We start from the raw sequence: 19,865 nt of genomic DNA, 5'->3' as shown, positions 1-19,865 counted from the left end.
CTTCCACCGTGATCGCGTCATAAAGTGCCCCGACCCGAACGCCGGGTCCGCGCCCTCGATCAAGGCGCCGGCGTTCGGACATTCAACTCGGAGAGAACACAGCATGAAGAAGATCGCCCTCGCCGCCGCGCTGACCGCGGCCTTTGCCGGCAGCGCTTTTGCGCAAAGCAGCGTGACGCTGTACGGCCGGATCAACACCACCGTCGAATTCCAGGACAACGAGACGACCGACCGCACGGTGATGAACAACAACGCCTCGCGTTGGGGCCTGCGCGGCAATGAAGATCTGGGCGGCGGGCTCAGCGCCTTCTTCCAGCTCGAGAACGGCTTCGGCTCCGACACCGGCGCCGGCGCCGGCGGCTTCAACCGCGACGCTTTCGTCGGCATCAAGAGTGCAAGCCTCGGCCAGCTGAAGTTCGGCCGCATCGGCCTGGGCGCGCTCTACGCGAGCACGATCGACTACATCGGCGTGTTCAACCACAACACCGGCACGACGTCGGAAGACAACCTGTACTCGCTGAACATCGGCTTCCAGAACGCCGTCGAGTACACCAGCCCGAACTTCGGCCCGGTCTCGTTCGCCGTCACCGCCAACGCCAGCGAAGGCACCGGCAACAAGACCTACGAAGGCGTCGTGAACTTCGACCAGGGCTCGCTGCACATCGGCGCCGGCGTCAGCAAGACCGAGAACCAGTTCAAGCAGGACGTGATCGAGGGCGCTTCGGCTGCCATCGCCTACGGCTTCGGCCCGGTGCTGCTCGGCCTGAACTACGAGTACAGCGACGCGTCGGCGGCCTTCACCGGCGGCACCGCGCTCGGCAAGCGCAACCAGGTGACCTTCACCGGCATGTACACGCTGGGCGCCAACGAATTCCACCTGTCGGCCGGCTGGGCCGACGAATGGGACAACGCGCCGAACTCGGACGCGATCCAGTGGACGCTCGGCTACAACTACAACCTGTCGAAGCGCACCAAGCTGTACGCCTTCTACTACAGCATCGAGAACAAGTCGGGCACGCCGGCGGCGGTCGTCTACGGCCCGAGCTTCGCGGTTCCTGGCGACACGCTGAGCGTCTTCGGCGCCGGCATCCGCCACAACTTCTGATCCGGATCCTTCGGCATCAGCAAAAGGCGGCCTTGGAGCCGCCTTCCGGAAAAGCGGCCTTCGGGCCGCTTTTTCGTATCGTTGCGGCCTTCGCGCGGCTGCGCGCACCGGGAGGCCCGATCGGCCCGCCGCGTCTTCTGTCTTGACCTACCCCAAGGAAAGCACCATGCACTCGACCACCCGTCAATTCCTGAAGACCGCCGCGCTCGCGGCTTGCGGCGTGCTGCTGGCCGCCTGCGGCAAGAAGGACGCGCCGGCGCCGGCCGCCTCGGCGCCGGCTTCCGCGCCGGTGGCTGCTTCGGCGCCGCCGCCGGCGAAGGTCTACGTTGTCGGCACCGACGCGGCCTACGCGCCCTTCGAATCGCAGAACGAGAAGGGCGAGATCGTCGGCTTCAGCGTCGATCTGCTGACGGCCGTCGCGGCCAAGGGCGGCTTCGAGATCAAGTTCGTCAACACGCCGTGGGAAGGCATCTTCAACGCGCTCGCGCAAGGCGACCGCGACCTGCTGATCTCGTCGATCACGATCACCGACGAGCGCAAGCAGACGATGGACTTCTCCGAGCCCTACTTCGACGCCTACCAGTTGATCGCGGTGAAGGCGGACAGCAAGGTCGCCAAGTTCGACGACCTGAAGAAGCTCAAGGTCGGCGTGCAGACCGGCACCACCGGCGACGAAGTCGTCACCAAGCTGCAGGGCAAGAACAGCACGAACGTGAAGCGCTTCGAATCGACGCCGCTGGCGCTGAAGGAGCTGGAGGCGGGCGGCGTCGATGCGGTCGTCGCGGACAACGGCGTGGTCGTCAACTACGTGCAGAACAACGCCGGCGCGAAGTTCAAGACCGTGAGCGACAGCGCCTTCGCGCCCGAGCAGTACGGCATCGCGGTGAAGAAGGGCAATGCCGAGCTGCTCGACAAGGTCAACAAGGGCTTGGCCGCGATCAAGGCCGACGGCAGCTACGACACCCTCTACGCGAAGGCCTTCGGCGCCGCGCCGAAGCCGGCGAGCGCCGCGTCCAAGTAAGCGCTTCGCGCCGAGGATCTCCGTGGACTTGCGCTGGGAGATCCTCGCCGGCTACGGCCCGCTGTTCCTGAGCGGGCTCGTCATGACGGTGCAGCTCACCGTCGTGGCGATCGCCGGCGGCCTTGCGCTCGGGCTGGTGCTCGGGCTCGTCAGCAGCTCGCGCGAAGCGCCGGCGCCGAAGAGCGCGCTCGCCGCGGCGCTGCTGAAGCCGGCACAGTGGCTCACGCTCGGCTACGTCGGCTTCTTCCGCGGCACGCCGCTGTTCGTGCAGATCCTGCTGGTGCACTTCGCGCTGATGCCGGCGCTGGTGCATCCCGACGGCGGCCTGCTGCTTTCAGGCGAAGCAGCGCGCGCATTCCGCCAGCAGCACGGCGCCTTCTTCTCGGGAGCGCTCGCGCTGACCTTGAACGCCGGCGCCTACATCTCGGAGATCTTCCGCGCCGGCATCCAGAGCATCCACCGCGGCCAAATGCAGGCGGCCTACAGCCTCGGGCTCGATCACGTGCAGTCGATGCGCTACGTGGTCGTGCCGCAGGCGCTGCGGCGCATGGTGCCGCCGCTGGTGAACGAGGGCGTGACGCTGATCAAGGATTCGTCGCTCGTCTCGGCGATCGGCTTGGCCGAACTCGCCCTCGCGGCGCGCACCGTCGCCGGGGCCTACGCGCGCTACTGGGAGCCCTACCTCGCGATCTCGGCGATCTACCTGGTGCTGACGCTGCTGCTGTCGCAGCTCGCCAAGCGGCTCGAAGCACCCGAGCACCAGCGCGGCCGCTAGCTCAAATCGCGACCGGGTCCACGTCGACGGCCCAACGCAGCACGCCGCGCGACTCGGCTCGCCGCGTTTGCAGCACCGGGTTCCAGGCCGCGAGGAAGCGTTGCAGGGCCGGCCGCGAAGCCGACTCGACCAGCATCTGAGCCCGCTCGACATCGGCCACCCGCTGCACCGTCAACGGCACCGGCGGGTAGCACTGCACCTCCTCGCTGCCGGGCAGATCGCCCGCCGCCTCCGCCACCGCCGCGAGCCACGCCTGCGCCAGCTCCTGCGTGCGCGCATCGGCGCGCAGCAGCGCGAGATGGCGGTACGGCGGCAGGCCGGCGCCGCGGCGCTCGGTGAGCAGGCTGGTCGCGAAGGCCTCGAAGTCGTGCGCCTTCAGCGCGCCGTACAGCGCGTGCCCTGGGTGCCAGGTCTGCACCCACATCTCGGCGCCCGCGGCCTGCTGCGCATCGCGCCCTGCGCGGCCTGCCGCCTGCATCAGCAGCGCGAAGAGTCGCTCGGGGCCGCGGAAGTCGCTGCCGAACAGCGCGCCGTCGGGATCGATCGCCGCGACCAGCGTGACCCGCCGGAAGTCGTGCCCCTTCGCGATCATTTGCGTGCCGACCAGCACGTCGACCTCGCCGGCATGCACCCGCGCCAGGTCGGCGGCCAGTGCGCCCGCGCACTTCGCGGTGTCGGCGTCGATGCGGCCGATGCGCGCTTCGGGCAGCAGCCCGGCGAGTTGCTCCTCGAGCTTCTCGGTGCCGCGGCCGAGCGGGCGGATGTCGGCATTGCCGCACTGCTCGCAGGCGCGCGGCACGCGCTGCGTCAGGCCGCAGTGGTGGCAGCGCAGCGTGCGGTCGTGGCGGTGGAACACGCGCCAGGCGCTGCAGTGCGGGCAGGCGCTTTTCCAGCCGCAGTCGGCGCAGTGCAGCACCGGCGCGTAGCCGCGGCGGTTCAGCAGCACGAGGCTCTGCTCGCCGCGCGCGAGCCGCTCGCGCAGCGCGTCGCGCAGCGGCTCGGCGATCGGGCTGGCGCGCGTCTGCGCCTTCGGCAGCCGGCCCATGTCGATCAACCGCACCCGCGGCCAGGCCGCGCCGCCGATGCGCCCCGGCATCGCGAGCCGCCGGTAGCGGCCCGCGCCGCCCTGCGCGGCGGGCAGCGCGTTGTGCCAGGTCTCGATCGACGGCGTCGCCGAGCCCAGCAGCACCGGCACGCCTTCGATGCGCCCGCGCGCCACCGCCAGATCGCGCGCCGAGTAGCGCGCGCCTTCCTGCTGCTTGTACGAAGGATCGTGTTCCTCGTCGACGACGATCAGTCCGCAGCGCGCGAGCGGCGTGAACACCGCGAGCCGCGTGCCGAGCACCAGGTCGGCGTCGCCGCGCAGCGCCAGCAGCCAGTGGCCGAGCCGCTGCGCCGGCGTCAGCGCGCTGTGCAGCGCGACGACGCGGCGATCCGGAAAGCGCTCGGCGAAGCGCGCCTCGAGCTGCGGCGTCAGGTTGATCTCGGGCACCAGCACCAGCGCCTGCCGGCCGGCGTCGAGCGCGCGGGCGGCTTCGCGCAAATAGATCTCCGTCTTGCCGCTGCCGGTGCCGCCATGCAGCAGCGTGGTCGCGGGCGTCTCGCTCGCAGCCAGTGCCGCGAGCACCGCGGCCTGCTCGATGCTCGGCGTCGGCAACGACGGTTCGTCGCGGGCTGGCTGCGCCTTCGCGAGGCGCTTGTCGATGCGCGCGAGCCGCCGCGCCAGGCCGGCCGCGTCGATCCTGCGCAGCTCGGGCGGCAGTACGGCGAGCGCCAACTCACCGAGGCTGCGCTGGTAGTAGCCGGCGGCGAAATCGAGCAGGTCGCACCAGGCCGGCGGCAGCGCCGGCAGCGCGTCGAAGGCTTCGACGACGTTGCGCAGCGCCACGGCCCCGCCTTGCGCCGGCTCGGCCTCGCGCTCCGTCGAAGACCAGACGAGCCCGAGCACCTCACGGCGGCCCAGCGGCACGCGCACCAGACTGCCGCGCGGCCGGGGCCGCTCGGCCAGATAGTCCAGCAGCCGGTCGAGTCCGCTGTGCTGCGGCGCATCGACGGCGACGCCCAGCACCGCGGTTGGAGCCGCCAGTTGCGGTCGAGATGCTCGAAGCTCCGTCAACGAAGGCCCTCAAGTGCTTGATCGGACAGCACTTTTGCAGCTGTCCCCGCCTGCTGTGGACAACTTTGTGCGGAACCTGCGTAGACGGGCGCTAAGCCTTTGTGCCGCAAGGGCATGGCCTGCTTTGCGCGATCCGGCAGCAGCTGACGGCTGCGTTGCGAATCAAGCACTTAGCCGTCACTGCGGTCGCTTTCATGATGCGGCGCCACAGAAGCCACTGCGGCGACCTGCTCGCTTCATTTTGGGGATAAGTCGAAGCCGCGCCGCGCCGTTCGAGGGTTTTCCCGGGTTGCCTGCGCTGTAGGACTGCACCGCACGCACACCGGCTCACTGGCGCGGCGCGCGCTGGCGCCGCGAGTACTCGTGCACCGCATCGACCAGCACCGCGACGCTCTCCGGCGGCGTGTGCTGGCTGATGCCGTGGCCGAGATTGAAGACGTGGCCCGCGCCTGCGGTCGGCGGGCCGAAGCTTTCGAGCGCCGCCGCGGCCTCGGCGCGGATCTGCGCCTCGCCGGCGAACAGCACGTTGGGATCGAGGTTGCCCTGCAGCGCGACGCGCTCGCCGATGCGGGCACGCGCCGAGCCCAGGTTCACCGTCCAGTCGAGCCCGACCACGTCGCAGCCGCTGCCGGCGATCGGCTCCAGCCACAGGCCGCCGCCCTTGGTGAAGACGATGTGCGGCACGCGATAGCCGTCGTGCTCGCGCTTCAACTGCCGCAGCACGCGCTCGGTGTAGGCGAGGCTGAAGCGCTGGAAGGCGCCGTCGGCGAGCACGCCGCCCCAGCTGTCGAACACCATGACCGCCTGTGCGCCGGCGTCGATCTGCGCGTTCAGGTAGGCCGCGACCGCGTCGGCGTTCACCGCGAGGATGCGGTGCATCAGGTCGGGCCGCGCGTACATCATCGATTTGACGAGCCGGTAGTCGTCGCTGCCGCCGCCTTCGACCATGTAGCAGGCCAGCGTCCACGGGCTGCCGGAAAAGCCGATCAGCGGCACGCGCTGCTCCCTGCCCTGACCGAGCGCGCGGCGGATCGACGCGACCGCGTCGAAGACGTAGCGCAGCTTCGCCATGTCGGGCACTTCGAGCTTCGCGACGTCGGCCTCGTCCTTGAGCGGCCGCTCGAAGCGCGGGCCTTCGCCCTGCGCGAACGACAGGCCCAGGCCCATCGCATCGGGCACGGTGAGGATGTCGCTGAAGAGGATCGCCGCGTCGAGCGCATAGCGGTCCAGCGGCTGGATCGTCACCGCGGTCGCGTAGTCAGGGTGGGTCGCGAGTCCCATGAAGCTGCCGGCCTTCGCGCGCGTGGCGCGGTACTCCGGGAGGTAGCGGCCGGCCTGGCGCATCAGCCAGACCGGCGTGTGCTCGGTCGGCAGGCGCAGGCAGGCGCGCAGGAAGCTGTCGTTCGCGAGCTGCGGCAGGCGCGGCTCGGTGGCGGAGGCAGGCGGGGGTACGGCGGGCATTCAAAGATTATCGACACCTATGATCCCCGCGCCATGCTGCAGCGAGCGCGCATCCTCATCGTCGAAGACGAGCCCGGCATCGCCGACACCCTCACCTACGCGCTGCGCACCGAAGGCTTCGAGCCCTGCTGCTGTGCGACCGGCGAGGCGGCGTTGGCCGAAGTGCGCCGCACGCTGCCGGCGCTGGTGATCCTCGACGTCGGCCTGCCCGACGCCAGCGGCTTCGAGGTCTTCAAGCGCCTGCGCGCGCTCGACGACGCGCTGCCGATCCTCTTCCTCACCGCGCGCAGCGACGAGATCGATCGCGTCGTCGGCCTCGAACTGGGCGCCGACGACTACGTCGCCAAGCCGTTCTCGCCGCGCGAGCTGGTGGCGCGCGTGCGCACGGTGCTGCGGCGCAGCGCGCGTGTCGCTGCGGTTGCGCCGGCGCCGGCCTCGCCGATCGCCGTCGACGACGGCCGCCGGCGCATCCACTACTACGGCCGGCTGCTCGACCTCTCGCGCTACGAATTCGGCCTGCTGAAGACGCTGGCCGCACGGCCTGGCCACGTCTACACCCGAGACGCGCTGCTCGACCTGGTGTGGGACGAGCACGCCGCGAGCCTCGACCGCACCGTCGACGCCCACGTGAAGACGCTGCGCGCGAAGCTGAAGGCGGTGGCGCCGACGCTCGAGCCGATCCGCACGCACCGCGGATGCGGCTACGCACTGGCCGACGACCTGCCGGCCGCGCCGCCTTCGGCCTGAGCCGTGCTGAGCCGCCGCAACCGCGTCTTCGTCGGCGTGCTGCTGGTCTATGCGGCCGGTGTCGCGCTGCTGATGTGGCGGCTGCTGGCCGACATCGACCCGCGCTACCGCGAATCGGCCGAGGAGTCGCTGGTCGAGACGGCGCAGCTGGTGGCCGCCCTGATCGAGGCGCGGTCGCGTGAAAGCGCCGCTCCGGCGCGCTCTTCGAGCCCACCGGGCGGCGGGCCCGGCGAAGCGGGCAGCGCGGGCCTCGCGCCTTACGGGCTGAACACCGACGGGCTGAACACCGACGGGCTCGACACGGTGTTCCGCGAGCTCTACGCGCGCCGCTTCGAGGCGCGCATCTTCGGCTTCGAGAAGACGCGCGTCGAACTGCGCCTGTACGTCACCGACCGATCGGGCCGCGTCGTCTTCGACTCGCTCGGCCGCCACGTCGGCGAGGACTACTCGGGCTGGCGCGACGTGCGGCTCACGCTCGAAGGCAAGTACGGCGCACGCACCTCGGTCGACTTCGACGGGCCGCTCGACGTCGACGCTTCGGTCATGTATGTCGGCGCGCCGATCCACGCGAACGACGAGATCGTCGGCGTCGCCAGCGTCGGCAAGCCGGTGCAGAGCTTCGGTCAGTTCGTCGCGGCGGCACGGCGCAAGACGATCGTCGTCGGCGCCACGTCGGTCGCGGCGGTCGTGCTGCTGGTGGTGATCGTCTCGGCCTGGCTGGTGCGGCCCTACGGCATCCTGGGCATCGTGCGGGAGCTGTGGCGCTATGCGCGGGCGCGCCGCAGCCTGAGCCTGCCGCGGCTCGCACAGCGCACGCGCGACGTGATCGCCGCGAGCTTCGACGAGATGCGCGACGCGCTCGCAGGCCGCAGCCCGGTCGCCGAGCATGTGCAGACGCTGACGCACGAGCTGAAGAGCCCGCTCTCCGCGATCCGCGGCGCCGCCGAGCTGCTGGCCGAGCCGCAGATGCCCGAGGCCGACCGGCAGCGCTTCCTCGCCCACATCGGCCGCGAGACGGCGCGCATCCAGGCGCTGATCGATCGGATGATGGAGCTGAGCGCGCTCGAATCGCGGCGCGGGCTGGAGCGGGTGGAGGCGGTCGAGCTGGTGCCGCTGCTGACGGAGCTGGTCGAAGGAGCGAACGCGGCCGGCGCGGCACGGCAGGTGCGCGTGCTGTTCGAGCACGCGCAGGCCCGCGACCTGCGGCGCGTGCGCGCCGAAGCGGACGAGCCGGTCGTCGAAGGCGATGCGCTGCTGCTCAGGCGCGCCGTCGGCAACCTGCTCGACAACGCGCTCGACTTCTCGCCCCAAGGCGGCACGGTGCGCGTGCTGCTGGCGTCGGCGCGCGACACGCGCGGGCGCGGCGAAGCGCAGGTGCGCCTGATCGATCAAGGCCCCGGGATCCCCGACTACGCCGACGACAAGGTGTTCGAGAAGTTCTATTCGCTCGCGCGGCCGCATTCGCAGAAGAAGGGCACCGGGCTCGGTCTCGCCTTCGTCAAGGAGATCGCGGCGCTGCACCACGGCCGGGTGACGCTGCGCAACGTCGGCGGTGCGCCGGGCGCGGGCGCCGAGGCGCTGCTCGCGCTGCCGCTGGCGCGCTGAACGCCTTCGCCCGACGGCCGGTAGACCGGCACCGTACTGGCACTTCACCGGGACTTCACCGGCGCTTCACACGAGCCCCGCGCGCTTCCTCATCGCTTCTCGCTCGCCGCGCAAGCTGGCGTCGTGCCCCGATCGGCACGCCCCTCCAGGAGCTCCGGCATGCACCCCGCGTCCTCTTCGCTGCGCCCCGACCGCTGGGCGCTGTCTCTTCGATCGCTGTCGTGCTGGCCGATGCCCGCCCGGCGCTACCCCTTGCGGCCCGTGTCGCGCGTCGGCCGCCTGTGGGCGGCGCGCCTCTGGGGCGCGGTGCTCGGGCTCGCCTGCGCCGCGGCGATCCTGCTGACCGCGACGGCGGCCTGGGCCGACGACAGCGAAGCGCGCCGGGCCGAGAGCCCGTACTTCGCGGTCCGAAGCGACGATCCCGCCACCGACCGCCTGCCGCTGAAGGCCACGAAGGTCGACGTGCGCATCGCCGGCGTGATCGCCGACGTGACGGTGACGCAGCACTACCGCAACGAGGGGCGGCGCGCGCTCGACGCCCGCTACGTCTTCCCCGGCGGCACGCGCTCGGCGGTGCATGCGATGACGGTGCGCGTCGGCGACCGGCTCGTCAGCGCGCGCATCCAGGAAAAGCGGCAGGCCCGCATCGAGTTCGAAGCCGCGAAGCGCGAAGGCAAGACGGGGGCGCTGCTCGAACAGGAGCGGCCCAACGTCTTCGCGATGAACGTCGCGAACATCCTGCCCGGCGACGAGGTCGCGGTGGAGCTGCGCTACACCGAGCTGGTCGCACCGGAGGAGGGCCGCTACCGGTTCGTCTTCCCGACGGTCGTCGGCCCGAGGTACCGGAGCCCCGCGTCGAACGAGCCCGCGAAGTTCGCCGCGGCGCAGTTCCTGCGAGAAGGCGAGCGATCGAACACGGCCTTCGATCTGCAGCTGAGCTTCGCGTCGCCGCTGCCGGTCAACGAGGTGCGCAGCGCCTCGCACGCGATCGAGGTCGAAGGCGAGGGCGGCACGCAGGCGCAAGTCGGCCTGGCGAGCGGCGACGCGCCGCGCAACGACCGCGACTTCGTCCTCGACTGGCGCCTCGCCGGCGACGCCCTCGCCTCCGGCCTGCTGCTCTATCCCGGGCCCGACGGGGAAAACTTCTTCCTCGCACTCGTCGAGCCGCCGAAGGCCGTCGCGCCTGCGCAGATCAACCCGCGCGACTACGTCTTCGTCGTCGACATCTCCGGCTCGATGCACGGCTACCCGCTCGACACCGCGAAGACGCTGCTGCGCCGCCTGATCGGCCAGCTGCGCCCGAGCGACAGCTTCAACGTCATGCTCTTCTCCGGCAGCAACCGCATGCTGAGCGAAAGCTCGGTGCCGGCGACGCAGGCCAACATCGAGCAGGCCCTGCGCACCATCGACCGCATGGGCGGCTCGGGCAGCACCGAGATCGTGCCGGCCCTGAAGCGCGTGATGGCGCTCGCGAAGCCGGCCGACGTCTCGCGCAGCGTGATCGTCGTGACCGACGGCTACGTCACCGTCGAGAGCGAAGTCTTCGCGCTGATCCGCCGCAACCTCGACCGCGCGAACGTGTTCGCCTTCGGCATCGGCAGCTCGGTGAACCGCCACCTGATCGAAGGCATCGCGCGCGCCGGCCAGGGCGAGGCCTTCGTCGTGACGCGGCCCGAGCAGGCCGCCGCGCAGGCCGAGCGGCTGCGCAGGATCGTCGACTCGCCGGTGCTGACGCAGCTGCGCGCGCGCTTCGAAGGCCTGGAGGTCCACGACGTCGAGCCCGCGCCGTCGCTGCATGCGATGCCCGACGTGATGGGCGGCCGACCGGTCGCGATCTTCGGCAAGTGGAAGGGCGCGGCGGCGGGCCGGCTCGTGCTCGAAGGGCAGTCGGCCGCCGGCAGCTGGCAGCAGGTCGTGCCGGTCGGCACGCCGGATGCGCAGGCCGTCGCGCTGCGCCACCTGTGGGCGCGCGAGCGCATCGCGCAACTTTCGGATCAGGAGGCGCTGCAAGGCGGCGACCTGCAGCGCGAGGCGATCACCGCGCTCGGCCTGCGCTACGGCCTGCTGACGCACTACACCAGCTTCGTCGCGATCGACCAGCGGGTGCGCAACGCGGCGCCCGGCGCGAACGCGGGCGTCGATCAGCCGAGCCCGCTGCCGGCGGGGGTGAGTGCGCTGGCGGTCGGCGAAGCGCAGGAGGCGGTGTTCGGCGCCGCGGTGCCGAGCACGCCGGAGCCTTCGGCATGGCTCGCGCTGGCCGTCGTCGCGCTGCTGCTCGGCGGCGCGGCCTGGCACTGCCACGGCGCCGATCCGAACCGCAGGCGCCGGGCGGGGGCATTCATGGCGCGGCATCGCGCGGCGGTCGTCGCCTGGGGCCGGCCGGGGCGCGGGCAGTGACGACGATGACCACCATCGCGCTGGCCCGGCGCGGCGCCTGGCCCGCGCTCGACCGGCTGCCGCCGTGGGCCTGGCTCGCCCTGCAGGCCGCCGCGCTCTGGCCGCATGCGCTGTGGGCGGCGCGCCGTGCGGCCGACGGTTCCGACGATCCGCTCGGCCTGGTCGCGCTCGCGGTGCTCGCCGCTGCGGTCGCCAGGGCCGCGCCGCGCCTGCTCGGCACGCCGCGCCCGGGCTGGCTCGCCGCGAGCCTCGGGCTCACCGCCGCCGCCACCGCCGCGTGGTTCGCGCTGCCGCCGCTGGCCGGCGCGCTGCTCGCGGCACTCGCGTTCGGCAGCGCGCTCGCGGCCTGGCTGCCGTCGCACGCGCCGCGCGCGCCGCTCGCCGGCCTGGTGCTGCTCGCGCTGCCGGTGATCGCGTCGCTGCAGTTCTATGCCGGCTGGCCGCTGCGCGTGCTGACCGCCGAGCTCAGCACCTGGGCGCTGCGCGCGGCGGGCTTCGTGGCCGAACGCAGCGGCGCAGCAATGACGGTGGATGGCCGGCTGGTGATCGTCGATGCGCCGTGCTCCGGCGTGCAGCTGGCGTGGTGCGCCTACTTCTGCGCCTGCGTCGCGGGCTGGTGGAGCGCGCGCGGCGACGCGATCTGGCTGCGCCGGCTGCCGCTCGTCGGCGTGTTTGTGCTGGCGGGCAACGCGCTGCGCAACAGCTTGCTGGTCGGCGGCGAGGCGAGCGGCGGCCTGAGCGAGGCCGCGCACCAGGCGATCGGCCTCGGGATCACCGCCGCGGTGGGCGCCGCGGTGATCGCGTGGACGACCCGGAGCGAGGCCCATGCGCACCGTCGTTGAATGCCGGCCGCACGGCCGGCTCGAAGCGCTGAAGCGCGCGGCCGCGGTCTTTGCGGCGCGCTGGCCGCGCCGTGGCGCGCTCGCCCTGGGGCTCGCCGCCTGCGCGCTGCTGCCGCTGGCGCGGCGCGCCGAGAGCACCGGGCCGGTCGTCCGCGCGATCGAATGGCCGCGGGAGTTTGACGGGCGCGCGCTGCGCCCGATGAGCCTGAGCCCCGTCGAGCAGCGCTTTGCCAACGCCTTCCCCGGCGCGATCGGCCGCTTCTTCGACGGCGAGCGGCTCGTCGTCTTGCGCGACGTGCAGCGGCCGACGCGGATGCTGCATCCGGCGGCCGACTGCTACCGCGGCCTCGGCTGGCGCATCGAGGGCGCGCGGCTCGAGCACGACCGGCGCGATCGGCTGTGGCGCTGCTTCGTCGCGCGCCGCGAGGGGCAGGCGCCGCTGCGCGTGTGCGAGCGCATCGAGGGCGCGCCGGGCGAGGCCTGGACCGATGCCTCGGCCTGGTTCTGGGCCGCGGCGCTCGGCCGCACGGGCGGGCCCTGGCGGGCGGTGACGACGGTCAGCCGCTGGCCGGAGGACGCATGAGCCCGAACGGCGAGCGCGCGGCCACCCGCGCCGCGGCGTGCGGCCGCTGCGCCGGCTTGCGCGCCGCGCTGCGCGCGCTGCTGTGGAGCGCGCTGGCGGCGAGCCTCGTCGCGGGCGGCTTCGTCGCCTTCGCGCTGCACGTGCTGAAGGCGCAGCCCGGCGAGTGGTCGCAGCGCGTGCGGCTGGGGCCGATCGAGCGCGAGCTCGGCGTCGCGCCGCTGATCCGCGTCGCGACGCATCCGCTGGGCCTCGCGGCGCTCGACGGCCGCACGATCGACGGCCGCAGGCTCGGCATGCGTTGGGGCCGCTGGCGGCTGGAGCGCCGCGCGGCCGACACGCTGGTTGCGACCTGCGCGCCGTGCTCGGTCGAGCTGGCGGCGCTCGGCGCGTCGGCGCTCGTGCTGCCGCGCGCGCAACTGCGGCTGACGCGCGCCGAGGTCGATCGCTACCGCGGCGAGCTCGTGCTGGGCGAGCGCGAAGGCGAGGCGCTGCGGATCCACTGGCAGGCGAAGCTCGCGCCGGAGGGCCTCGCGATCGACGCCGAGCTGCCGCCGCAGCCGATCGCTCGCGCCGCGCAGGCGCTCGGCGCGGCGCAGGTTCCGGAGCTGGGCCGCGCGCGAATCGACGGCACGCTGCGCGGCGGCTTCGCGTGGAAGCTGCCCGGCGGGGCGATCAAGCCGTCGATCCAGCTCGCGGGCTTCGGCGTCGCTGGCCTCGGCACCGAGGCGCTGCTCGATGCCGCGCTGCCGGCCGGCTGCGGCCGTGCGGCGTCGAAGGCGCCGCGGGTGGTCGGCTGGCTGCCGCGCGCGGTGGTCGCCGCCGAGGACCAGCGCTTCTTCGAGCACCCCGGCTACGACCTGGCGCAACTGCTCGCCGCGTGGTCGGCCAACGCAGGCGCCGACCAGGGCGCCGGCCACGCTGCGGCCGGCGCGGACGACGGCAGCACGCCGGCCGGCGCGGACGAGGGAAGCACGCCAGCCGGCGCGGACGACGGAAGCGCGCCAGCCGGCGTGAACGATGGAAGCACGCCGGCCGGCGTGCAGGGCGCGAGCACGCTGACGCAGCAGCTCGCGAAGCGGGTGTTCGTCGGCGACGAACGCAGCGCGGCGCGCAAGTTGCGCGAGTTGCTCTATGCCGTCGAGATGGAGCGCACGCTCGGCAAGGCGCGCATCCTGCAGCTGTACCTGCGGCTCGCGCCCTGGGGCGGCGGGCTGTGCGGCGCCGACGCCGCGGCGCGTGCCCATCTGCAGAAGAGCGTCGAGCGCCTGACGCCGCTGGAGGCCGCCTGGCTCGCGAGCCTGCTGCGCGACGGCGGTCGCGCGCTGGCGCAGGGGTCGATCGATCGCGGGCGCCTCGTCTTCGTCCTGCAAGGCATGCGCGGGCCGCTGCCGCTGGAGCGGCGGGCCGAGCAGATCGAACGCGCGCGGACCTGGCTGCCGCCCGCGCTGCGCGAGCGCTGAGGCGCGCGTTTCAGGCTTCGGCGTTCAGCCAGTTGGCGACCGCCTGCGCCGGCCCGGCCTGCTGTGCCGCGGCCCACAACAGCGGCGCACCGGCCACGCGCGTGCCGGCCGGCACGCGCGCGCCGGGCCATTGGCGCAGCACCTCGAAGACGAAGGCCGCGACCGTCTGCGCGCGCACCGGCCGCTCGCGCGCCGGGATCATGTAGCGCAGCTGCGAGAGCATCCACGCGGCGAGCCGCTCGGCGTGGTTGGCGAGCGTGGGTTTCGGCGCGTCCTGCGTCGGCCGCACGAACAGCAGTCGATCGAAGCCGAGCGCGGCGATGGCCTGCTCGTTCAGGTCGGCGAGGCCTTGCTGCAGCGCCTGCGGGAGCAGCGAAGGCGCGGTCGGGCAGACGACGACCAGCGTGTGCACGCCGCCGGCGCGCAGGCGCCGCGCGAGCGCGGGCAGCTCGGCGGGCTCGGGCAGATGCCAGGCCTCGTCGCGGCCGTAGAAGTCGCGGCCGCGGTCGAACACGACGAGCGCGATCTCGCCGGCGATCGGCGTCGCGGCCCGCGCGTCGTGCGGCGTCGGATGCAGCCCGCGCAGGCCGGGCTGCATCGCGCCGGCGGTCAGCACCTCGATGCCGGCGAAGCGCGCCGAGGCCAGCGCCTCGTGCAGCACCGCCCGCCCGAGCGCGCCGCCGGCGCCGGCCAGCAGCAGGCGTTGCGGGCGCAGCGCCGTCTCCGGCGCGGTGGGCCGCTGCGCGGCTTGCAGCGCGGTGAGGGCATCGAGCGCCATGGCCGCGGAGCATACTGATCCGCCCCTTGAAAACGCCGCGCGGGCGAGCACCTGTGCGGCGACCCGCGCGACCGCCGTCGCCGCGCGCTCGCCCCCGTCGACAACACGAAAGGACCGCCATGACGCGCTCACCGATCCGTTCGCTCTTTGCTGCCTTCGCCATCGTCGCAAGCCTCGGCCTCGCGGGCTGCGGCTACAACGACTTCCAGCGGCTCGACGAGCAGACCAAGAGCGCGTGGTCCGAGGTGCTCAACCAGTACCAGCGGCGTGCCGACCTGATCCCGAACGTCGTCGCCACCGTCAAGGGCGAGGCCAACTTCGAGCAGGAGACGCTGACCAAGGTGGTCGAGGCACGCGCGAAGGCCACGAGCATCCAGGTGACGCCGGACACGCTGAACAACCCGGAGACCTTCAGCAAGTTCCAGCAGGCGCAGGGCGAACTGAGCGGCGCCTTGAGCCGGCTGCTGGTGGTCAGCGAGAACTATCCGAACCTGAAGGCCAACCAGGGCTTCCAGGACCTGCGCGTGCAACTGGAAGGCACCGAGAACCGCATCACCGTCGCGCGCGGCCGCTACGTGAAGGCGGTGCAGGAATACAACGTGCTCGCGCGCAGCTTCCCGAGCAACATCACCGCGATGATCTTCAGCTACGAGCCGAAGGCCAACTTCAGCGTGCAGAACGAGCAGCAGATCTCGACGCCGCCGCCGGTGAGCTTCGAGAAGCCGGCGTCGAAGTGATCGCTCGACCGCAACGACAGGCGAGCTGATGCGCGTCCTCGCGCGCTCCGTCGCGGCGCTGCTGCTCGCGTTCGCCGCGAGCCTCGCGTTCGCGCAGGACCTGCGGCCGGTGCCGGTGCTCACCGCGAGCGTCATCGACCAGACCGGCACCCTGAGCCGCGCCCAGACCAGCGCGCTCGAAGCCAAGCTCGCCGGCCACGAACGCGAGCTCGGCGCGCAGATCGTCGTGCTGATCGTCGCGACGACGCAGCCGGAGGACGTCGCGAGCTACGCGCAGCGCGTCGGCGAGGCCTGGAAGATCGGCCGGCGCGAAGTGGGCGACGGCCTGCTGATCGTCGTCGCGAAGGGCGACCGGCGCCTGCACATCGCGACCGCGAAGTCGCTCGAAGGCGCGATCCCCGACCTCGCGGCCAAGCAGATCATCGATGCGACGCTGCAGCCCGCGTTCCGCGCCGGCGATTACGCGGGCGGGCTCAATGCCGCGGTCGATCGGCTCGCGGCACGCATCAAGGGCGAGGCACTGCCGCCGCCCAGTGCGCCTGGGCGCGTCGGCGGCTCCGCGTCGGCGGGCACCGACCTCGGCGACCTCGCGCTCTTCTTCCTGCTCGGCGTGCCGGTCGCCGCCACCGTGCTCACCGCGATGCTCGGCCGCAAGCTCGGCTCGCTCGCGACGGGCGGCGGTGCCGGCGCGCTGGCCTGGGTACTGACCGCGAGCTTCGGCATCGCGATCGTGGCTGGTCTGATCGCGGTGGTGCTCGTCGGCGTGCTGGGCTTCGGCGCTGCGTCGCGCGGCCTCGGCGGGCGTCGCGGTGCGGGCGCAGGGATGCCGCCGATCGTCTGGGGCGGCGGGGGCTCCTGGGGCGGCGGCGGCGGCGGTGGCTTCGGCGGCGGCTTCTCCTCGGGCGGCGGCGGCGATTTCGGCGGCGGCGGCGCCTCCGGCGATTGGTGACGAACGACACGAAGCACGGGGCGACGATGAACCGCTGGCTGCGCATCCTCAAGCACCGCATGCTCGACGAAGGCGACGCGCGCCGCGCCCTGGGCGAAGGCGCGCTCGAACGCATCGAGCAGCGCGTGCAGGCGAGCGAAGCGGGCCACGGCGGCGAGATCCGCGTCGTCGTCGAAGCCGGCCTGCCGCTGGGCTACCTGTGGCGCGGTCTGCAGGCGCGCGACCGCGCGATCACGCTGTTCGGCAAGCTGCGCGTCTGGGACACCGAGCGCAACAACGGCGTGCTGATCTACCTGCTGCTGGCCGAGCACAGGATCGAAATCCTCGCGGACCGCGGCCTCGCGCGCGTGGTCCCGCAGGCGCACTGGCAGCGGATCGTCGAAGGCATGCGCGCGGCGTTTCGCGCGGGGCGGTTCGAGGACGGCTTGAACCAGGCGATCGATGCGGTCGATGCGAAGTTGCGCGAGCACTTCCCGCGTGGGGCGGGCGAGGTGGACGCAAACGAGCTGCCGGACGCGCCGTTGATCGGCTGAAGCCCGCCACCGGCCGAGCGGCAGGCCGCCCGTCGCCATCGCGCGCGGGCGGCCTTCGCAAATCGCCGCCTACGGCTTGTAGGCGACAACGAAGAGACCGGGCGCCGCCGGCGTGAACTCGATGCGGCTGTCCACGAGGCTAAGCTGCCGATGCTTTGGGTGCCTATCTCGCGCCAGGTCATGTCTTGCAACGGTTGCTGCGCCTTAGTTGGTAGCGTCGATCAACCGGATGTACGCAGTAGGAGCTCGAAGCCGCCTCTGGCACTCTCAATGCAAGAAGCCGTTGACGCGACAGCATTGTTGTTGCCGTGCACGTATAGCAACAGCGTAGCTTGTGGAAAGTCGGACTCTGTTGCCTCTCCGTCGTCCTCAATGAAATTCAGCTGAAGCACCAGTTCAACGTCGTCGCGTGTTCTCAGCCGGTAGTACTTGCCGCCGCGATACAAGCTTTCATGCGCCTCAAATCTTGCTGCGACGGCGGCCTGCAAAAGGGCACACCCCTCTTCCAGGTCCAGCGACGAAGCGCCATACAAGCGTGCCTCTGTCATGGCTGCATCCTTCAGGGAAGAACGATGGTTGGAGATCTGGCCGCAGCGTCTCCGACGGCGCCCGGCGAGCTCTGGAACTGCGTGCCGAAGCTCGCGCCGGCAAGCTGCTGTCCGCGCGGCAGGTTCAGCGCCTCGGTCAAGCCGCTGGCGATGCCCGCGCCGAGCATGCTGACGACGAGCGCGCGCACGTTCTCGCGGCTGCCGAGGTCGTCGAGCGTGCGGGCGAGGTTGCCCTGGTTGTCGATCAGCTGACGGCCGCCTGGCTGGCCAGTGTGCTCAGCCCCGCGGCGGTGGCCGCGGTCACGGCGGTGGCCGTAGCCCCGGTAGCGCCCGCCGAGGAGGCCACGGCCGCCCCGGCACTCGACGCGCTGCCCGCCGAGACGGCCGTGACCACGATGGCCACGATCACCGCGCCGGCCGGCGTCAGGCCCTGGGCGCGGTGGTTCCAGCTCTGCGCCGCGAGGTCCACCGCCTGCCAAGTGGCCGGGTGCCGGGTGCGCGCCTCGTGGGCGAGGCCGCCGAGGTAGGCCAGGCCCGGCTGGCCGGCCGGGCGCTTGAGCTTCGTACTGGCGCTCAGGGTTTGCGGCTCATTTGTGCTTCCAGCGCGGCGTACCAGGGTTGCGACGCCCAGTCCTCTAACGCACAGGCGAACTCGGCATGTGGGCCGGAGAAGATGCTGGCGGGTTCATAGAAAGGGTGGTCCTTGCCGAGCGCACGGCTTTGAGCGTAATACATGGGCGGCACCACTTTTCCTGCGGCAATGTCATTGAACAACGGGGTGAGTGTCTCCAGTAGCGATCTGGCATCGCCGTTGAAGTGCTGGTGGCGCTCGAGCAGCAGTCTCAGTGCTGCCGCTTTTTGCTTTAGCAAAGTGACTTTGTCCACGTCTGTCGACTCCTTGATAACAACCTTCGTCATTGCCGCAACGTGGCGGGATCAATGGGAGTTGCCGGTGTCCATTGAGATCGATTGGGTACAAGCAGTTGTTGAGCGCCCCCTGGCATGGCGATTCCGCCTTGCGTGATGCGCGCAATTTCTGATGTGAAGACTGTGGGTGTGACTCCGGTTCTTGGCGAGATCGCCACAAAGTCCATGCCTTGGAGTTGCATGCGCGCTGCTTGTGGCGCTGGTAGGCCCAGCACTTGTGCAGCTTGTGTAGGCGACATCGTCGCTATCACGCGCGCCTGTTGTGGTGTCATCCAAAAGCCACTGAAGTCAGTAACGCCCTCTCCCCTGGGCACGACCTTGATTGCAATCGTGTCAGCCGTCGCAAAGCTTTGTACCGGTAGCGACGTTCCTGACTGGATGTAGTCTCGCGCATAGTCGATCACTCGTTGAGGCGACAACCCCGGACTACCCGCTGCGATCTCCCTCATCAACGCCTGCGCCTGCGGCGTCGCCATCACCTCCGGCGTGGCCTGAAGCCCGTGAGTAGCGAAGTCGTTGGCGTAGCTGGCCCGGGTCAATGCATTCAATTCAGCCGTCGCATTCGCCGCGCGGTTCGCGACCACCGCCCCTGCTGCGGCAGGCGCCACCCCCAACGCCGCATAGCTGACCGCCGCCGCCTCCGGGCTCATGCCCAGGGACTGCAGCACCAGCTCGCCCTGCGTTGCTGCTGTCTGCCCACTTGCGGCCGTGCGCGCGCCGGCCTGAAGCTGATCAGCCCCGAAGACCATGCTCGCCGCGCCGAGCGTGCAGCCGATGCCGGTGGTGCACTCGACCGCGCCGCTGGCGATGAGTGCTGCGCCGCCGACTGCTTGCGCTGTGCCGGCCGCGCGTGTGCCCACGCGGTTCTGGCTCAACCAATCAAGGCTGGTGTCCACCAGCGGGTCATAGCCGAACAGCGTCTGCCGGCTGCGCCCGATCTGGCCTTGCTGCTGACGCAGCAGCGCCTGCTCGGCCGTGTAGCCGGCGCCCTCGTCCTGCAGCGCGCGCAGGTAGGCGTAGCTCGGATCGTCGGTCGGCACGCCGTCGGCGCAGCGCACCAGCGCGCAGGCCGCCGCGCCCAGTCGCGCTTCGCGCTCGACATCGCCTTGCGCCAGCTGCTGCACCCGGCCCGTCTCCACCGGATGCAACTGCCGGTTGTACGCATCCACCTGCTGCGCCGCGGCCGATGCGGTGGCCGCGTCCCGGTTGGTCGCCACGGCGGCCACGACCGCGCCGATGCTGGTGACCAACTCGCCCAGTCGCTGGCTCGACAGATCGAGC

20 protein-coding genes are annotated in these 19,865 nt (G+C 71.7%); 12 read left to right on the top strand and 8 right to left on the bottom strand.

Going from position 1 to position 19,865, the window contains the following annotated elements; translation table 11 throughout:
- The first annotated feature begins 103 nt into the window (after positions 1-103).
- From VFR90_RS03945 to VFR90_RS03935, 3 genes are all read left to right on the top strand, one after another.
- Complete coding sequence (locus tag VFR90_RS03945; protein ID WP_326404718.1) at positions 104-1,105, top strand: porin; 1,002 nt, start codon at positions 104-106, stop codon at positions 1,103-1,105.
- Positions 1,106-1,271: 166 nt separating this feature from the next.
- Positions 1,272-2,126, top strand: a complete 855-nt coding sequence (locus VFR90_RS03940; RefSeq protein ID WP_326404717.1) for a basic amino acid ABC transporter substrate-binding protein — start codon at positions 1,272-1,274, stop codon at positions 2,124-2,126.
- Positions 2,127-2,148: 22 nt separating this feature from the next.
- Positions 2,149-2,901: an amino acid ABC transporter permease gene (locus VFR90_RS03935; RefSeq protein ID WP_326404716.1), complete on the top strand. Its 753-nt coding sequence runs from the start codon at positions 2,149-2,151 to the stop codon at positions 2,899-2,901.
- A gap of 1 nt (position 2,902) precedes the next feature.
- Here the strand turns inward: VFR90_RS03935 and priA are convergent, their stop codons facing one another.
- A complete protein-coding gene (priA, locus tag VFR90_RS03930) occupies positions 2,903-4,969 on the bottom strand; it encodes a replication restart helicase PriA (protein ID WP_326404715.1) in 2,067 nt (688 codons plus the stop codon).
- A gap of 375 nt (positions 4,970-5,344) precedes the next feature.
- Entirely contained in the window at positions 5,345-6,478 is a 1,134-nt protein-coding gene (hemE, locus tag VFR90_RS03925) for a uroporphyrinogen decarboxylase (RefSeq protein WP_326404714.1), read from the bottom strand.
- A 33-nt stretch (positions 6,479-6,511) separates the two neighbouring features.
- Between hemE and creB the strand changes: the two genes are divergently transcribed.
- From creB to VFR90_RS03895, 6 genes are all read left to right on the top strand, one after another.
- A complete protein-coding gene (gene creB, locus VFR90_RS03920; protein WP_326404713.1) occupies positions 6,512-7,225 on the top strand; it encodes a two-component system response regulator CreB in 714 nt (237 codons plus the stop codon).
- A gap of 3 nt (positions 7,226-7,228) precedes the next feature.
- On the top strand, positions 7,229-8,830 hold the full coding sequence (gene creC / locus VFR90_RS03915; protein ID WP_326404712.1) for a two-component system sensor histidine kinase CreC: 1,602 nt from the start codon (positions 7,229-7,231) through the stop codon (positions 8,828-8,830).
- A gap of 159 nt (positions 8,831-8,989) precedes the next feature.
- A complete protein-coding gene (locus tag VFR90_RS03910; protein WP_326404711.1) occupies positions 8,990-11,227 on the top strand; it encodes a VIT and vWA domain-containing protein in 2,238 nt (745 codons plus the stop codon).
- A gap of 5 nt (positions 11,228-11,232) precedes the next feature.
- Positions 11,233-12,069, top strand: coding sequence for an exosortase Q (xrtQa, locus tag VFR90_RS03905; protein ID WP_326404709.1), 837 nt, complete (start codon positions 11,233-11,235; stop codon positions 12,067-12,069).
- The gene (gene xrtQb / locus VFR90_RS03900) at positions 12,053-12,652 is read left to right on the top strand and encodes an exosortase Q subunit 2 (protein ID WP_326404708.1); all 600 of its coding nucleotides are present in this window, start codon (positions 12,053-12,055) and stop codon (positions 12,650-12,652) included. The genes xrtQa and xrtQb overlap by 17 nt, the downstream gene beginning before the upstream one ends.
- Positions 12,649-14,112, top strand: a complete 1,464-nt coding sequence (locus VFR90_RS03895; RefSeq protein ID WP_326404706.1) for a biosynthetic peptidoglycan transglycosylase — start codon at positions 12,649-12,651, stop codon at positions 14,110-14,112. Before xrtQb ends, VFR90_RS03895 begins: the two co-directional genes overlap by 4 nt.
- Before the next feature lie 10 nt (positions 14,113-14,122).
- On the opposite strand, the gene VFR90_RS03890 is transcribed toward VFR90_RS03895, so the two are convergent.
- Complete coding sequence (locus VFR90_RS03890; protein WP_326404705.1) at positions 14,123-14,890, bottom strand: hypothetical protein; 768 nt, start codon at positions 14,888-14,890, stop codon at positions 14,123-14,125.
- Between the two features lie 119 nt (positions 14,891-15,009).
- On the opposite strand from VFR90_RS03890, the gene VFR90_RS03885 reads away from it, so the two are divergent.
- Genes VFR90_RS03885 through VFR90_RS03875 form a run of 3 tightly spaced genes read left to right on the top strand, consistent with a single transcriptional unit; the run spans position 15,010 to position 17,109 of the window.
- Entirely contained in the window at positions 15,010-15,627 is a 618-nt protein-coding gene (locus tag VFR90_RS03885) for a LemA family protein (RefSeq protein ID WP_326404704.1), read from the top strand.
- 28 nt (positions 15,628-15,655) lie between these two features.
- Positions 15,656-16,576, top strand: coding sequence for a TPM domain-containing protein (locus tag VFR90_RS03880; RefSeq protein WP_326404703.1), 921 nt, complete (start codon positions 15,656-15,658; stop codon positions 16,574-16,576).
- Positions 16,577-16,602: 26 nt separating this feature from the next.
- The gene (locus VFR90_RS03875; RefSeq protein WP_326404702.1) at positions 16,603-17,109 is read left to right on the top strand and encodes a TPM domain-containing protein; all 507 of its coding nucleotides are present in this window, start codon (positions 16,603-16,605) and stop codon (positions 17,107-17,109) included.
- Between the two features lie 221 nt (positions 17,110-17,330).
- Here the strand turns inward: VFR90_RS03875 and VFR90_RS03870 are convergent, their stop codons facing one another.
- From VFR90_RS03870 to VFR90_RS03850, 5 genes are all read right to left on the bottom strand, one after another.
- The gene (locus VFR90_RS03870; protein ID WP_326404701.1) at positions 17,331-17,657 is read right to left on the bottom strand and encodes a hypothetical protein; all 327 of its coding nucleotides are present in this window, start codon (positions 17,655-17,657) and stop codon (positions 17,331-17,333) included.
- Between the two features lie 11 nt (positions 17,658-17,668).
- A complete protein-coding gene (locus tag VFR90_RS03865) occupies positions 17,669-17,902 on the bottom strand; it encodes a DUF637 domain-containing protein (RefSeq protein ID WP_326404766.1) in 234 nt (77 codons plus the stop codon).
- Positions 17,902-18,126 (bottom strand): hypothetical protein, encoded by a 225-nt coding sequence (locus VFR90_RS03860; RefSeq protein ID WP_326404770.1) that lies wholly within the window; start codon positions 18,124-18,126, stop codon positions 17,902-17,904. Before VFR90_RS03860 ends, VFR90_RS03865 begins: the two co-directional genes overlap by 1 nt.
- A gap of 104 nt (positions 18,127-18,230) precedes the next feature.
- On the bottom strand, positions 18,231-18,542 hold the full coding sequence (locus VFR90_RS03855) for a hypothetical protein (protein ID WP_326404700.1): 312 nt from the start codon (positions 18,540-18,542) through the stop codon (positions 18,231-18,233).
- 29 nt (positions 18,543-18,571) lie between these two features.
- A partial coding sequence (locus VFR90_RS03850; RefSeq protein WP_326404699.1) for a hypothetical protein occupies positions 18,572-19,865 on the bottom strand: 1,294 nt, incomplete at its 5' end.

The sequence above is a fragment of the Methylibium sp. genome (genome assembly GCF_035762065.1).
Lineage (GTDB): Bacteria > Pseudomonadota > Gammaproteobacteria > Burkholderiales > Burkholderiaceae_C > Methylibium.
Note: the sequence above shows the minus strand (reverse complement) of the source record. Positions and strands in the feature narration are given on the sequence as shown.